Below are 15,571 nucleotides of genomic sequence, written 5' to 3' on the forward strand. Positions count from 1 at the left end.
GGAGCGGTCAGAGTCGCAGCTCCGCCCAGTCGAGCAGGCCGGCGCCGAGGTCGCGGACGGTCGCCAGCAGGCCGAGCCGCGCCTTGCGGATCGTCGGGTCGTCGGCCATCACGAAGACGTCGTCGAAGAAGTCCGCGATCGGCGCGACGATGCGGCCGGTCGCGGCCGTGAAGCGGACCAGGTCCGGGTCCGGCGCCGAGCGCAGGTCGGCCACCGTCGCCGCCACCGCCTCGTGCAGCGCGATCTCGGCCGGCTCCTTCAGCACCTCCGGGTCGTACTGGGCGGGGGTGTCCTGCGGAACGATGCGCCGGGCCCGCTGGATGGCCGCGACCACGGCGACGAAGTCGGAGTCGGCGGCGACGAGCGAGTCGAGCTGGTCGAGCAGGCCGACGGCGAGCGACGGGCGGGCGTACTGCGGCAGCACCGCGCGGACCCGGTCGAGTGGGCGGTTCTCCTCGATCAGGGCCTGCTCGAAGCGCTTGGCCAGGAACACGCCGCACGCCGAGAGCACCTCCGCGGTCACCGGGACCGGCTGGAGGGTCGCCGCGGCGGCGAGCGCGTCGTCGAGGCTGAGCGCGGCCAGGGCCGGGTGTGCCCGGTGCACCGCGACGAGGCCGAGCACGGCGCGCCGGACGGCGAACGGGTCGCTGCTGCTGGTCGGCAGGCCGACGGTGGCGGCGAGCCCGACGAACAGGTCGAGCCGGTCGGCCAGCGACAGCAGCGCGCCCTCGGTGGTGGCGGGCAGGTCGTCGCCGGTGTTGCGGGGCAGCTCGGACTCGTAGACGGCCCGGGCGACGGCCTCGCTCTCGCCCGCGCCCAGTGCGTAGTCGCGGGCCATCACGCCGGCCAGGCTGGTCATCTCGGTCACCAGCTGGGAGCCGAGGTCGAACTTGACCAGCTCGGCGGCTCGCCGCAGGGTGGGCGAGTCCAGGCCGAGCCGCCCGGCCAGCGTCGTGGCCAGCGCGGCGATCCGGCCGGCGCGGTCGGCCATCGAACCCAGCTTGTCGGTGAACGTGAGCCGGGTCAGCCGCTCCCGCATCGCCGCGAGGGGTGTCTGCCGGTCGGCGCGGTAGAAGAACGCCGCGTCCTCGTACCGGGCCCGCAGCACCGCCTCGTTGCCGGCGCGGACCAGGTCGACGTCGACCGGGCCGTTGGCCACCGTGACGAACATCGGCAGCAGCGCGCCGGCGGCGTCGCGGACGGGCAGGTAGCGCTGGTGCTTGCGCATCACGGAGGTGAGCACGGCCTCGGGCAACGACAGGTAGCCCGGGTCGAACGTGCCGAGCAGCGGCGTCGGCGCCTCGACCAGGTAGGTGATCTGGTTCAGCAGCGCCGCCTCGGCGTCGGTGTCGATGACGCCCGCGGAGCGGACCAGGCCGGTGGCGCCCTCGGCGATCGCCGCGCGGCGGGCCTCGGGGTCGGTGACGATGCCGTTCGCCGCCAGGGTCTCCAGGAAGGTCTCCGCCGAGGCCACCGGCACGACCGGCGAGTCCGCGGTGCGCAGCAGGCGGGTGGTGCGGCCGGCGGCGAGGGTGGAGACCGCGACCGGCACGATGTCGTCGCCCCAGAGGGCGGTGAGCCAGCGCACCGGGCGGCTGAACGACAGCTGCGGGTCGTTCCACCGCATGTTCTTCGACGACCGCAGCCCGGCGACGATCTTCGCGAGCACGCCGGCGAGCACCTCGGGCGCCGCGCCGCCGGCCTCCTGCCGGACCACGACCACGTGCCGCGCGCCCTTGACGTCCTGCTCCTCTACCTCGGCGAGCGTGGCGCCCTGCCCCTGCAGGAAGCCCTCGAGCGCCTTGGTGGGTACGCCGTCGGCGCTGTAGGCGGCCGCGACCTTCGGGCCCTTGACCACCCGCACGTGGTCCTCCTCGCGGGCGGCGACCGAGGCCACCACCGCGATCAGGCGCCGCGGCGTCGCGAGGACCCGGATGTCGCCGTGTCGCAGCCGGGTCGCGCCGAGCCCGTCGGTGATGTTGCGGCGCAGCTCCTCGCGGGCGGCGCGGGCCTCGCTCGGCGGCAGCTCCTCGGTGCCGATCTCGAAGACCAGCGTGCGCGGCTCGTCGCCGGTCCGCGTCGCCGCGGCGGGCTCGGCCGGCCGGGCCGGTTCGATCAGGCCGAGCGGGTGGCCGAGTTCCTCGCGGCGGGTCTGCCAGAGCTTGGCGACGTCGCCGGCGAGGCGGCGCATGCGGGCGAACTCGGCGGCGCGGTCGGCGGTGGAGACCGCGCCGCGGGAGTCGAGGACGTTGAAGGCCTGTGAGCATTTGAGGACGTAGGTGTGTGCGGGTACGGGCAGCCCGGCGTCGATGAGTCGTTGTGCCTCGGCGGCGTAGATCTCCAGCAGCCGCCGATTGGCCTCGACGTCGGCGTCGTCGAGGTAGTACCGCGACATCTCGTATTCGCTCTGGCCGAAGACCTCGCCATAGCTGATGCCGGGCGAATACTCGATTTCCTTGAAATGCTGTTTGTTCTGCAGCGCCATGACGATGCGTTCGATGCCGTAGGTGATCTCGACCGAGGGCGGGTTGAGGTTGAGGCCGCCGGCCTGCTGGAAGTAGGTGAACTGGGTGATCTCGAGGCCGTCGAGCCAGACTTCCCAGCCCAGGCCCCAGGCGCCGAGGGCGGGGGAGGCCCAGTTGTCCTCGACGAAGCGGACGTCGTGGGCGGTGACGTCGATGCCGAGGGCGGTGAGGCTGCCGAGGTAGAGCTCTTGGGGGTTGCCGGGGTCGGGTTTGAGGATGACCTGGAGCTGGGTGTGTGTCTGCAGGCGGTTGGGGTTCTCGCCGTAGCGGGAGTCGTCCGGCCGCACCGACGGCTCGGTGTACACCACGCCCCAGGGCTCCGGGCCGAGCACGCGCAGGAACGTGGCCGGATTGAGGGTCCCGGCGCCGACCTCGGTGTTCATCGGCTGGACGACCAGGCAGCCCTGAGCCGTCCAATACGCCGTCAACCGGGCCAGCGATTCCTGCATCGTGAGCATGGAGCCGGAGTCTATACGAGCGGTCCGGTTCCGATGCGGCGCGCCGAGCCGTTCGCGCCGGGACGGATTTCGCTTTCCGCGATACCGAAACCGATTGCATTGACTCCGCCGAATGGTATTTGCATTCGGTTGCCAACCGGTTGCTGTCGGGGGGATCACTCGGGCCGCCGCTCAGCGGCCGGGCGCCGATGCCGATAGGCGGAACGTGCGGACAAGGATGGCGGGGTACCGGGCGGGGCCGCACCTTGTCCACCCCGCGTTCCTGGTCACGTCGCTCGCCGCCGTCGCGCTGCACCTGTCGGCACCCACCTCGGTGCGCCTCGCGATCGTGACCGTGGCCAGCGCCGTCGCGGTCATCGGGATCACCGTCGGCATGCGGATCAACCGGGTCGTGCAGCGCGACACCTGGCACGTCCTGCTGGTCGGCACCCTGCTCTTCACGGTCTTCAACGGCCTGTGGTTCCTCGATCTCGGCCTGGGTATCCGGGTCGGCGCCCACGGCCCGGCCGTGCTGGTCCTGCAGGTCGTCGCGTATCTGTGCATTCTCAGCGCGGCCCTGCTGGTGGTGTTCCGGCACGGCGCCGGCGACAGCGGCGGCATGCTCGACGCCGCCCTGATCGGCATCGGCCTGATCACCCCCGCGTGGGAGCTGCTGCTGCGGCCGCACCTGCTGGACGTCGGGGCGCAGGCGTCGACTCAGGCCGTCTACCTGGTCAAGTTGCTGCTGCTGACGGCGAGCATGGGCGCGCTGCTGCGGATCGCCCGCACCGCGGGCACCGCGCGGGTCTCGCTGACCTACTTCCTGATCAGCATGATCTCCACCATCGTGAGCCTGGTCGCCTCGCTGCTGACCTCGCGCCCGGACAGCGACTACTACTCGCCGATCGTCGACCTGTGCGCGATCGTCGCCTACCTCAGCCTGGCCGCGGCGGCGCTGCATCCGAGCTCCACGGAGTTCACCCTGCCCAGCGGCTGGTCGCGCGGCGAGCTGAGGCCGGTGAAGCTGTACCAACTCGGCTTCGTGCTGGCGCTGGTGCCGGTCGTCGGCAGCGTGCCGATGCTGTTCGGGGAGATCCCCGACACGCTGCTGCTGTCCCTCGGCACGCTGCTCGTGATCCCCCTGGTGATCATGAGAATCGGCCTGCTGCTGCAGGCCCGCACGGCGGACCAGGAGGCGCTGCGGTACCAGGCGCACCACGACGAACTGACCGGGCTGGTCAACCGGCGCCGGTTCTTCGCCGTGCTCGAGCAGGAGATCGAACGCTGCGGCCGCGGCGAGTCGCCGGGCCTGGCCGTGCTCTACTGCGACCTGAACAAATTCAAGATCGTCAACGACGAGTACGGCCACGAGGCGGGCGACCACGTCCTGCGCACGTTCGCGGAGCGGCTGACGCACACGCTGCGGGCCGACGACATCGCGGCCCGGATCGGCGGCGACGAGTTCCTGGTGCTGTGCCGCGACGCCGGCGCCGCCGACGCGGAGGGTCTGCGCCGCCGGGTGGAGGAACTGGCCCGGCAACCGGTCCGGTGGGCCGGCCACGACCTTCCGCTCGGGGTGTCGGTCGGCATGGCCGCCGGCGCCGGCGCCGACCTGTCGGGCGACGCCCTGGTCAAGGCGGCGGACGCCGAGATGTACCTGCGCAAGTCGCCCGAGCCCGCGTTTCCGGAGACCGTCGGACGGCACCGCGCCCTGGTGTGACGGCCGGTCTCAGCAGAGGCACCCGGCCGCCGATATGTGTGGCCGATCGCGTCGTTCCGCTGGAGGGATCCCGGTGAACCGTCGTTCGGCCTTTCTCTGCACCGCCGCCGCCCTGCTGCCGTTCGTGACGGGCGGGTGCGCCCCGTCCCCGACGGCCGCGACCGGCCCGGACCCGGCGGCCACCGCGAGGCCGTCCGCGCAGAGCTGGATCGTCGTGGCGGAGGGTGCGGGGCGGCCGAAGGCGTCCGCGACGCCCGCCGCGCGCGCCTCGTCCGCGGATCCCGGCGCCGAGGCGCCGTCGCCCGCCGTCTCCGTGCCCGCCGCCACGAAGACCGGCGCGCGGCCGGGGGAGCGGCAGTGCGTCAAGGCGCAGCCGCAGGGGCACATCGACGTCGCGCTGGTGCGGCCCGGCCGCACGACCGCGACCGTGACCTGGTACCACCCCGGCGACCGCGCCGTCGTCGCCTACCGGGTCGCGGCCGTCTCGCAGGCGCTGGTGGTCGGCCGGCAGCCGGAGCTGTCGTGGACCGTTGTCGAACCGGGCGCGGGCTGCCACGAGCTGACGGCCACCGTGCGCGGGCTTCAGCCGGCGACGCCGTACGTCTTCGCCGTAAACGCGACCCGGATCCGGCACTCGCAGGGCAGCGCCTACAACGTGACCGTCGCCCGGTCGCGCGCGGTCGTCACCGCACCCTGAGCCCGTATGGCAATCACGTCCTTGAATGGATGGTAGCGATCCCGTAACATCCACGACGCGAGATTGTTACCGTTAACATCGCCGGACGTGGAGGTTCCCATGTCGTACCCGCCTGTCAGCCGACGCCGGCTGCTGCAAGCCGCCGGCGCGGGTGCGCTGGCCTCCGCGGCCGGCCTCGGGCCGCTCACCGCCGGCCCCGCCGCGGCGGCCGTGGTGCCGCCCGTGCGCCCCGACCTCGGCGTCTCGGCGTACCCGTTCACGCTCGGCCAGGTCCGGCTCACCGCCGGCCGATGGCTGGACAACCAGAACCGGACCCTGAGCTACCTGCGCTTCGTCGACGTCGACCGGCTGCTCTACAACTTCCGGGCCAACCACCGGCTGTCCACCGGCTCCGCCGCCGCGACCGGGGGATGGGACGCGCCGACGTTCCCGTTCCGCACCCACATGCAGGGCCACCTGCTCACCGCGTGGGCGCAGGCGTACGCGGTGCTCGGCGACACCACCTGCCGCGGCAAGGCCGACTACATGGTGGCCGAGCTGGCCAAGTGCCAGGCGAACAACGGCGCCGCCGGATTCGGCGCCGGATACCTCTCCGGGTTCCCCGAGTCCGACTTCACCGCCCTGGAGGCCCGGACCCTCTCGAACGGCAACGTGCCGTACTACTGCGTGCACAAGACCCTCGCGGGCCTGCTCGACGTGTGGCGCCACACCGGCAACACCCAGGCCCGCGACGTGCTCCTCGCGCTGGCCGGCTGGGTCGACACCCGTACCGCGCGGCTGAGCTCCAGCCAGATGCAGGCCATGCTCGGCACCGAGTTCGGCGGCATGAACGAGGTGCTGGCCGACATATACCAGCAGACCGGGGACGGGCGCTGGCTCACCGCGGCGCAGCGGTTCGACCACGCCGCGGTGTTCAACCCGCTCGCGTCCAACCAGGACCAGCTCAACGGCTTGCACGCCAACACGCAGGTGCCGAAGTGGGTCGGCGCGGCCCGGGAATACAAGGCGACCGGCACCACCCGCTACCGGGACATCGCCGCCAACGCCTGGCGGATCGCCACCTCCGCGCACACGTACGCGATCGGCGGCAACAGCCAGGCCGAGCACTTCCGCGCGCCGAACGCGATCGCCGGCTACCTCACCACCGACACCTGCGAGCACTGCAACTCCTACAACATGCTGAAGCTGACCCGGGAGCTGTGGCAGCTCGACCCCGGCCGGGCCGACTACTTCGACTTCTACGAGCGGACCCTGCTCAATCACGTCATCGGCGCGCAGAACCCGGCCGACGGCCATGGGCACGTCACCTACTTCACGCCGCTGAATCCCGGCGGCCGCCGGGGTGTCGGCCCCGCGTGGGGCGGCGGCACCTGGTCCACCGACTACAACAGCTTCTGGTGCTGCCAGGGCACCGGGGTCGAGATCAACACCAAGCTGATGGACTCCGTCTACTTTTACAACGGCACCACGCTGACGGTGAACCTCTTCGTGCCGTCGGTGCTGAACTGGACCCAGCGCGGCATCACCGTCACCCAGAGCACCACGTACCCGGTCAGCGACACCACCACCCTGACGCTGTCCGGCACCATGAGCGGGTCGTGGGGCATCCGCCTGCGGATACCGTCCTGGACCACCGGCGCCACCATCAGCGTCAACGGGACGGTGCAGAGCGTCACGGCCACGCCGGGCAGCTACGCGACCGTCACCCGCACCTGGGCGGCCGGCGACACGGTCACGGTGAAGCTGCCGATGCGGGTGATCATGCGGGCCGCGAACGACAACGCGGACGTGCAGGCGATCACGTACGGCCCGGCGGTGCTGTGCGGCAACTACGGCAACACCACGCCGGCCGGCCTGCCCGCGCTGAACGTCTCGACGATCACCCGCACGAGTACCGGCAGCCTGGCGTTCACCGCGACGGCGAACGGCGCGAGCGTCAACATCGGCCCGTTCCACGACGCGCAGGGCTTCAACTACACCGTCTACTGGAACACCGGCGCCGCCGCCGTCACCTACAAGCTGGTCAACGTCGGCAGTGGACTCGTTCTCGGCATCCAGGACATGTCCACCGCCGACGGTGGCCTGGCGCTGCAGTGGGACGACAGCGGCACCGCCGACCACAACTGGGTGATGGTGGCCGACGGCAGCGCGGTCCGGTTCCGCAACGTGCACAGCGGCAAGGTCCTCGGCGTGGAGAACATGTCCACCGCCGACAACGCCCGCGTCCTGCAGTGGTCCGACAACGGCACCGCCGACCACCGCTGGACCATGGTCGACAACGGCGACGGCACGCACCGGATCCGCAACGTCAACAGCGGCAAGCTGCTCGCCATCCTGAACGGCTCCGTCGCCCGGGGCGCGCAGGCCGTACAGGACCCTGATAACGGCAGCGCGGACAATCGGTGGCGCCTCGTCCGCCTTACCTGACGCGACGACGGACAACGTGTGCGAGTCCCGGTGGCGAGCGGGGCTCACCATGTTCGGTGTTCATCGAAACGCCCTACGGGAGTTCACCCACCGTGATTGGAGACCGATGGCGACCGTGTTGGTTGTCGATGACGATCCGATCAGCCGGGACTTTCTGCGCACCCTGCTGGGCTACCGGGGGCATCAGGCCTGCGAGGCCGCCGACGGCGACGCCGCACTGATGCTGGCCCGCCGGCGGCTGCCGGACGCGGTGATCACCGATGTCATGATGCCGAACCTGGACGGCTACGAGCTGGCCCGGATGCTGCGCAGCCAGCCGACGACCAGCCACATACCGATCGCGTTCAGCACCGCGCACTACCGCCACGAGGAGATCGAGCCCATGGCCCGCGCCTGCGGCGTCCGGGACGTGATCTTCAAGCCGGCGCAGCCCGGCATGGTGCTGGCGACGATCGACGCGCTGCTGGAGGCCGGGAACCTCGCCGGGCAGGTGCTCGACGGTGCCCTCGTCGGACCCGTCGACGAGGTGGCCGTCGCCGCGCCGGGCCGGCAGGCCGCGCTGCCCGCCGACGAGCTCACCGAGCAGTGGCGGATGCTGGCCGCGGACTTCGCCGACCGGCTCGCCGAGACGCACCAGCTCACCCAGTCCGGCACCTGGGACCTCGACCCGGAGGCCGGCCTGATAGTGCTGTCGATGGGCCTGCGCGACCTGCTCCGGCTGCCATCGGCCCGGGTGCGGCTCGAGCAGCTCCGGCAGCGCGTGCACCCCGAGGACCTCGCCAAGCTGCTCACCACCGCCGGGAACACCCTGCGCACCGGCGTGCCCAGCCTCGCCGAGGTACGCGTCGCGGACATGGACGGCGGCGTACACGAGCTGATCGTGTCCTGCCGGACGGCCCCGCCGGGGCGCCATCGCGCGGAGACGCCCCGGGTCGTGTGGGGAGTCGCGCAGGACGTCACCGAGGTACGCCACGCGCAGCGCGCCCACCTGCGGGCGCAGGCGGAGTGGCACGCGGAGCGGCGGGCCGTCGACTCGTTCCACCGCGCCGTGCTGCCGCAGGCGCTGCCCCTGGTCGCCGGCGGCAGCCTCGGCGCGATCTACCTGGCCGCCCCCGAGCGGCTCGACGTCGGCACCGGCTGGTACGACGCGCAGGAGATCCCCGGCGGCCGGATCCTGCTGTCGGTCGGCGAGGTGGCCGGCCACGACCAGCCGGCCACCGCCGCCATGGCGCCGATCCTCGCCGCGCTGCGCGCGTACGCGTTCGAGGACCCCGACCCGGCCCGCCTGCTGACCCGGCTCAACCGGCTCCTGTTCGGCGTCGTGCGGGACGACACGTTCGTCACCGCGGTCGTCGCGGTCTACGACCCCGACACGAACTGCCTGTGCGTGGCGAACGCCGGTCACCCCGTACCCCTGATGGTCATGCCGCGCAGCGGCGGCGTGCCGGCGGTCGCCATGCTGCGGCAGCGCGGCCCGGCGCTGGGGGTCTTCCCCGACGCCGAGTTCACCGGGCAGTACCTGACCATGACGCCGGGTGCGGTGCTGTGCGCGTACACCGACGGCCTGACCGACCGGCACAGCGGCCCGGAGGCGAACGACGCGCAGCGGCTGCCGTATGCCGTCGTGCGCGCGCTCGGCGAGCTCGCGGAGTCGTCGGCGGATCAGCAGCCGGACGCGCAGGACCTGGCCGAGCAGATCGTCCGGGAGGTGCTCGGCGGCGACTCGCCGGACGACGACGCCTGCGTCGCCGTCCTCTGGGTCGCCGGGGACGGCGACTAACCCGCGGCCAGCGAGTCGTCAACCAGCCGGAGCAGATCCTCGATCTCGTACGGCTTGGTCAGCCACTGCGCGCCCTGAGCCCGCAGCCGCAGATGCACCGACGGATCGGTCTCGCCGCTGACCACGATCACCGGGATGGCGCGGGTGGCCGGGTCGGCGCGGAGCTGGGCGAGCACCTGCTCACCGCTGATGTCGGGCAGGGTGAGGTCGAGCAGCACCAGGTCCGGGCGCAGCCGGGTGGCGCTGTCCAGGCCGGAGCGGCCGTCCGCGGCGGAGCCGAACACCACCTCGGGGCGGCAGGCGAGGATCCGCTCGACCAGGATGGTGTTTATCGCGCTGTCGTCGATGTAGAGCACGGTCTTCCCGGTCTGTTCGGCTGGCACCGCATAACCTCAGTTCGTCGCCGTGGCAGAGCTGGTGCGGGCATCCAGGACGGCGCGGACCGTCCGGGTGATTCCCGTCGCCGTGTAGGGCTTCTCCAGGAAGGCGACGCCCGGGTCGTCCCGGGTGGTGGGTGTCAGCACCCCGCGGGTGTGCGCGGAGGTGAACAGGACGGGCAGGCCCGGCAGCATGGCGGTGATCCGGTCGGCCAGCTGCTGACCGTTCATGCCCGGCATGATCACGTCGGTGACCAGCAGGCTGATCTCCGGGTTCCCCTCCATGATCCGCAGCGCGTGGTGCCCGTCGACGCCGGTCAGGACCCGGTAACCGGCGGTGCGCAGTATCCGCTCGGTGAGCGTGCGGACGGCGGGGTCGTCCTCGATGAACAGGATCGTCTCGGTGCCCGTCACCAGCCGCTGCGGCACCGGGTCCGGCGGGGGACCGGCTGGCAGCTCCGCCGCCGCGGACATCGGCAGGTACACCTCGACGGCGGTGCCCTGGCCCGGCCGCGAGTTCACCTGGATGGACCCGCCCGCCTGCGTCACGATGCCGTACACGGTGGACATGCCGAGGCCGGTGCCCTTGCCCTGCTCCTTGGTGGTGAAGAACGGCTCGAAGATGCGGGCGGCCACCTCCGCCGACATGCCGCAGCCGCCGTCGGCGACGGTGATCCGGACGTTCTCCCCGGGCTGGGCGCCCAGCTGGGCCGCGGCCTCGCCGTCGACCTCGACCCGGTCGGTGCCGATGGTCAGGGTCCCGCCGTCGGGCATCGCGTCGCGGGCGTTGACGACCAGGTTGACGAGCACCTGCTCCAGCTGGCCCGGATCGACCCGCACGTGCAGCGGCGCCGTCACGGCCGTCACCACCATCTCGATGTCCTCGCGGATGAGCCGGTGCAGCATCCCCTCCAGCCCTTTGACGAGGCCGACGACGTCGACGACGCGCTCCTCGGCGGTCTGCGTCCGGGAGAACGCCAGCAGCTGGCGGGTCAGCGTGCCCGCCCGGGTGGCCGCCTCGCGGATCATCGTGAGGTCGCGGGCGGACGCCTCGTCGGCCCGGGCGATCAGCAACGCCGCGTACCCGTCGATGACGGTCAGCAGGTTGTTGAAGTCGTGCGCGACCCCGCCGGCGAGCTGGCCCACCGCGTCGAGCTTCTGCGCCTGGCGCAGCTGCGCCTCGATGTTCTTCTGCGCGGTCACGTCGGCGACCATCGCGAGGACGCCGCCGTCGTCGTCGACGCCCGCCGTCAGGGCGACCATCGCGCACATCACCTCGCCGCCGCTGCGGTGCAGCCCCAGCTCGAGCCGCCGGGTCCCGCCCTCGGCGACGCCGGCCAGTTCCCGCTCGGCGAGCTGCCGGTCGGCCTCGGTCACCAGGTTCATGAACGCCGCGCCCGACAGCTCGTCCTGCGGCCGGCCGAGCATCGCGGCGAACCGGTTGTTGGCGTACGTGATCCGGCCCTCGCCGTCGAGGAGCAGCACGCCCTCGCTGGTGGTCTCCACGATGCCGCGGTAGCGCTCCTCGCTGGCGCGCAGCGTGGCCTCGGCCGCCTGCCGCAGCCGGAGGTCCTCGAACACCGCCGCGCCGCGCACCAGCGCCGGGAAGCGCCCGCGCAGCGTCCAATACCAGACTGCGAGCCCGGCGGTCACCACGTCCCAGCTCGCGATCGACGGGCTGCTGAACGCGTGCCGCATGGCCAGCCCCATGTGCATCGTGGGGTCCAGGTAGGGCAGCATCAGGTGGACGGTGTGCGCGCCGTGGTGCACCGCGCAGCTGAAGAAGATCGCCGCGGTCGCCAGCCCGAGCGGATTGTTCCGCCATTGGCGGGTGCGCAACAAACCCCGCGCGATAGCGAATGAGATCGCCAGATAGGCCACCAGAATCACGGCATTGGCCAATGCGGTCAGCTGCCACCACTCCACGGTTCGCACACCACCCGACCACGCAGACAGGGCGACCACTCCCGGCCGACCAAGCCAACACCATATCCACTTGCGAGCGACGCGGGCCATCACCTGATCGGGGTACCCCGAAGCCTGTCAGCCGTCCACCGGACGTGACTTCTCGTTGATCAGTTCCAGCAGCTGGCGGGCGCTCTCCTGCACCAGTTCGAGCTGGCGCACCTGCTCGTCGTTGAGCGGTCCCGGCAGCCGCAGCAGCAGCGTGCCGGTGAAGCCGATCACCGCCTGCAACGGGGTACGCAGCTCGTGGCTGGTGCGGGTGGACAGGACCGTCTCCTGGGCCGGCTGCGTGTCCCGGCCGCTGTCGGGGGCGCGGCGGGCGGCGACGGCGACACCGACGACGACGCCCGCGTCGCCGGCGATGGGCGATACGCTCAGCCGCACCGTGACGGTGCTGCCGTCGCGGCGGATCCGGTCGCCGACGTACTGGTCGAGTCGTTCGCCGCGGGCGATCCGGCGCAGGATTACCGCCTCGCCGGCGCGGGCCGTGGGCGGGTACAGCTGCTCGGCCCGCCTGCCGATGATCTCCTCGGCGCGGTAGCCGTACAGCTGCTCGGCGGCCCGGTTCCACGCCGTCACCACGCCCTCGAGCGTCATGGCGACGATCGCGTCGTGCGACGAGCGCACGATGTCCGCCAGCGCGGCATCACCTCCGGCGACCGGGGCGGACGCCTCGGCGAGCCTGGACTCACCCGCGGGCCACCCGAGACTGTCGGCGGGCGCGTTCATATTCGGTTCCGCAAGATACGTCCTTGCTCCAGGATGGGCCTAATGACCATGTGAAAAGGCCTTCCGTCGAGCCTTCAAACAATTCGCAGCAAATAGGCTAGCTCGATGACTTTCGGCTGCACAAGCGACCATCGGCCCTAGACAAACGCCCCCCGCGCGGGGCATGCTCCGCGCGGGAGGCGAATTCCCGAAATTGGACCTTGTGGACGCCGCGTCAGCCGAAGATCGACGTGACCCACTCCGGGTGGTCGACGAACGGGTTGCGGTTGCGCTGGTAGCTGCTGTAGATCAGCTCGTTCCGGCGCCGCTCGAACGCGTCCGGCGGATCCTGCAGGTTCCACTGCCGCAGCGCGGAGAGCCGGCCCAGCCGCGGCGCGGTGCCGCTGCCGGTGGCGTCGTCGACCTCGAGGTTGGGCCAGGAGTCGCCACCCTCGTAGCGCACCGCCATGTAGAAGATCATTCGCGCGACGTCGCCCTTGACCGCGGCGCGCGGCTCCCAGGAGTCGGCGTCGCTGCGGTTGCCCGGTGCGTCGGCGACGGCGGTGCCGCCGGTGTCGAAGTCCTTGTTGTCCCGCTCCGAGTTGACGTGCACGTCCTCGGGCCGAAGATGATGCAGGTCGGTGCCGGGTCCGGCGCTGGTGCCGAAGTCGCCGTGCGACTTCGCCCAGACGTGCTCACGGTTCCAGTCGCCGAGGTCGCCGCCGTTGAGCGACTTCGACCGGCTGATCCCGGAGTAGAGCAGGATCACGTTCGCCGAGTTCGCGGGGTCCTGGTCGGTCACCTTCAGCGCGTTCCAGACCGCGTCGTACGACAGGGTGGTGACCCCGCTGGAGATGATGCCGTGCAGCGCGCTCTTCAAAGCGGCGCCCGACTTGCCGGCCGCGGCCGCGTAGTAACCGGTCGGCGCCGGCGAGGTGGTGCCGGTCGGCGTCGGCGTCGGTGTGCTCCCGCCGAGCGTCATCGCGGACGGTGACTTGAGACCCGCGTGCGTGAAGTAGGCGGTCAGCGTGCCGGTCACCGTGAGCGGGTCGCCGACCAGGCCCGGGTTGCTCTGCAGCCCGAAGCTCGACCGGTAGGCGCTGGTGATCTGCACGTACAACATGTCGCCGGTGTCGGTCTCGCCGCTGCTGTCGGCGATCGCCAGCGCGGTGTCGCCGGTGAAGTTGCCGAAGAGCACCGTGTTGGTGGCGGTGGGCTGCCCGACGATGTAACCGCGGACCGTTCCGGTGCCGCCGGTCTGGCCGCTGATCGCCTGCGCGACCGTCATGGTGGCGGCGGCCATCTGGCGCAGGTCGGGCGCCGGCGCCCGGAACATCGGGACGGCCAGGGCGAGCAGCCCTAGCAGGGCCGGCATCAGGAGCGCGACAACGCGCCGGTGTGACGTCAGTCCGGACATCATCAGCTCCGTTCGCCAGGCCATCGACTACCAGCAGTATGGAAGCCCGGCTCGTGGATAGATCCATATCAACTTCGTCATATGTCCCGCCGCCGCAGCGCAGCCCGGCTCGCTCGGCGCAGGGCGCTGAGCAGGGCCGCCGGATCTCGGCTTCCGCCAGACGGGCCGGCGATCGTGTACCGCCGCACGGCGGTTCGCGGGTGCGAACGATCCCTGTCTCCGTCGTGGACTTCCTCGACGGTGACGGTCCTCCCGGCGTACCCGAAGACGATTTTGATCTTGCAGTGGGCCATGCAGACGCCACCGCGTCTGCCGATCCGCCCGGCCGACCGGTGGGGTGGGGGTGCCTGGCCGTGGGTAGGCCGGGACTGTTCGATCAAGGGATAAGTCGGTGGCGGGGCCGCGCGCGGGCCCGTTAGTCTCCGGTCTCCGGCTCGGCGAGGAGGTCCTGATGACTTGCATGGTGTGCAGCGAGGTGGCCGTTACCGCTACGACCCCTGAGTTCGCCGCGATCTGAACGATCACCGCCCTCGAGGGCGGAGTACCCGTAAGACGCGCGAACCCTCGGCTCGCAGCGGTCCAGCCGGCCGCGGTCCACACCGCGCCGCCGGCTCCTGGCGCCGTCATCCGGCGCCGTATCACCGCTTACCGCGCTGACACGAGGAGAATTCGTGGTTTCCGCATCGTCCTTCGAGCCGCTCGCGGCGGCCGAAGGCGGACCCAGTCACGTCATCCGTTCCGGCGAGACGATCAGGCGTCCCGCCCAACCCTGGACCGGCACCGTCCATGCCCTCCTGCGCCACCTCGAGGAGGCCGGCTTCGCCGGCGCCCCGCGGGTGGTCGGCGACGGCTTCGACGCCGCCGGCAACGAGGTGCTGACCTACATCGAGGGCGACATCGTCCACCCGTACGCGTGGCCGGACGACGCCGTCGGCCAGGTCGGCAGGCTGCTCCGCGACCTGCACACCGCGACGGCCGGCTTCCGGCCGCCGCCGGACGCGGTGTGGCAGCGCTGGTGGATGCATCATCGGGGCGCAGACCCGGTGATCGGCCACTGCGACGCCGGACCGTGGCACACCATCGCCCGCGACGGCCGGCCCGTGGCGTTCATCGACTGGACCCTGGCCGGACCGGTCGACCGCCTCGATGAGGTCGTGGCCACCGCCTGGTGGCACGCGCAACTGCACGACGACGACGTCGCCGAACGCAACAACCTGCCCGACGCGGCCACCCGCGCCGGACAGCTGCGGCTGTTCCTCGACGGCTACGAACTGCCGCGCGCCGACCGGCAGGGGCTGGTCACCAGAATGATCGAGTTCGCGATCCGGGACTGTTCCGCCGAGGCGGTCCGTGCCGGCATCACCCCGGACTCGACCGACCCGGCGCCGCTTTGGGCGCTGGCCTGGCGGGCCCGCTCCGCCGGGTGGATGATCCGCCACCGCACCCTGCTCGAACGGGCCATCGCCTAGCAGGCAAGGCTAGGCCGGGGCCGCCGAAGCATCGGCGGCCCCGGTCGCC

Annotated in this window: 10 protein-coding genes; 5 read left to right on the forward strand and 5 right to left on the reverse strand. The window is 71.7% G+C overall.

The features are described from left to right. Positions 1-7: 7 nt before the first annotated feature. Positions 8-2,983 carry a glycine--tRNA ligase gene (locus ACIBSW_RS20530; RefSeq protein ID WP_404799400.1) on the reverse strand — a complete coding sequence of 992 codons (2,976 nt, stop codon included), beginning with the start codon at positions 2,981-2,983 and terminating at the stop codon, positions 8-10. Between the two features lie 205 nt (positions 2,984-3,188). Between ACIBSW_RS20530 and ACIBSW_RS20535 the strand changes: the two genes are divergently transcribed. The 4 genes from ACIBSW_RS20535 to ACIBSW_RS20550 all read left to right on the forward strand — a co-directional run bounded on the left by ACIBSW_RS20535 (position 3,189) and on the right by ACIBSW_RS20550 (position 9,586). Further along, positions 3,189-4,682 (forward strand): GGDEF domain-containing protein, encoded by a 1,494-nt coding sequence (locus ACIBSW_RS20535; protein ID WP_354728485.1) that lies wholly within the window; start codon positions 3,189-3,191, stop codon positions 4,680-4,682. 73 nt (positions 4,683-4,755) lie between these two features. Continuing rightward, on the forward strand, positions 4,756-5,379 hold the full coding sequence (locus ACIBSW_RS20540; protein ID WP_354728487.1) for a fibronectin type III domain-containing protein: 624 nt from the start codon (positions 4,756-4,758) through the stop codon (positions 5,377-5,379). A 99-nt stretch (positions 5,380-5,478) separates the two neighbouring features. Continuing rightward, complete coding sequence (locus tag ACIBSW_RS20545; RefSeq protein WP_354728489.1) at positions 5,479-7,806, forward strand: beta-L-arabinofuranosidase domain-containing protein; 2,328 nt, start codon at positions 5,479-5,481, stop codon at positions 7,804-7,806. Between the two features lie 106 nt (positions 7,807-7,912). Next, positions 7,913-9,586, forward strand: coding sequence for a SpoIIE family protein phosphatase (locus tag ACIBSW_RS20550; protein ID WP_354728491.1), 1,674 nt, complete (start codon positions 7,913-7,915; stop codon positions 9,584-9,586). Here ACIBSW_RS20550 and ACIBSW_RS20555 read toward each other — a convergent pair. The 4 genes from ACIBSW_RS20555 to ACIBSW_RS20570 form a co-directional block, all read right to left on the reverse strand. Beyond that, a complete protein-coding gene (locus ACIBSW_RS20555; protein ID WP_354728493.1) occupies positions 9,583-9,969 on the reverse strand; it encodes a response regulator in 387 nt (128 codons plus the stop codon). The two genes, ACIBSW_RS20550 and ACIBSW_RS20555, sit on opposite strands and share 4 nt — an antisense overlap. Positions 9,970-9,978: 9 nt before the next feature. Further along, positions 9,979-11,805 (reverse strand): ATP-binding protein, encoded by a 1,827-nt coding sequence (locus tag ACIBSW_RS20560; protein ID WP_354728495.1) that lies wholly within the window; start codon positions 11,803-11,805, stop codon positions 9,979-9,981. Between the two features lie 201 nt (positions 11,806-12,006). Further along, positions 12,007-12,657, reverse strand: a complete 651-nt coding sequence (locus tag ACIBSW_RS20565; RefSeq protein WP_354728497.1) for a PAS domain S-box protein — start codon at positions 12,655-12,657, stop codon at positions 12,007-12,009. 214 nt (positions 12,658-12,871) lie between these two features. Next, a complete protein-coding gene (locus ACIBSW_RS20570; protein ID WP_354728499.1) occupies positions 12,872-14,053 on the reverse strand; it encodes an endonuclease in 1,182 nt (393 codons plus the stop codon). Between the two features lie 671 nt (positions 14,054-14,724). Here ACIBSW_RS20570 and ACIBSW_RS20575 point away from each other — a divergent pair. After that, on the forward strand, positions 14,725-15,522 hold the full coding sequence (locus ACIBSW_RS20575) for an aminoglycoside phosphotransferase family protein (RefSeq protein ID WP_354728501.1): 798 nt from the start codon (positions 14,725-14,727) through the stop codon (positions 15,520-15,522). Positions 15,523-15,571: the final 49 nt, after the last annotated feature.

Source organism: Actinoplanes sp. NPDC049668, from assembly GCF_044465445.1.
GTDB lineage: Bacteria > Actinomycetota > Actinomycetes > Mycobacteriales > Micromonosporaceae > Actinoplanes.

Bases quoted from the DNA above. Each gene is read 5' to 3' on its own strand.
- ACIBSW_RS20530 (WP_404799400.1), bottom strand. From the start codon at position 2,983: ATGCTCACGATGCAGGAATCGCTGGCCCGGTTGACGGCGTATTGGACG.
- ACIBSW_RS20545 (WP_354728489.1), top strand. From the start codon at position 5,479: ATGTCGTACCCGCCTGTCAGCCGACGCCGGCTGCTGCAAGCCGCCGGC.
- ACIBSW_RS20550 (WP_354728491.1), top strand. From the start codon at position 7,913: ATGGCGACCGTGTTGGTTGTCGATGACGATCCGATCAGCCGGGACTTT.
- ACIBSW_RS20565 (WP_354728497.1), bottom strand. From the start codon at position 12,657: ATGAACGCGCCCGCCGACAGTCTCGGGTGGCCCGCGGGTGAGTCCAGG.
- ACIBSW_RS20570 (WP_354728499.1), bottom strand. From the start codon at position 14,053: ATGTCCGGACTGACGTCACACCGGCGCGTTGTCGCGCTCCTGATGCCG.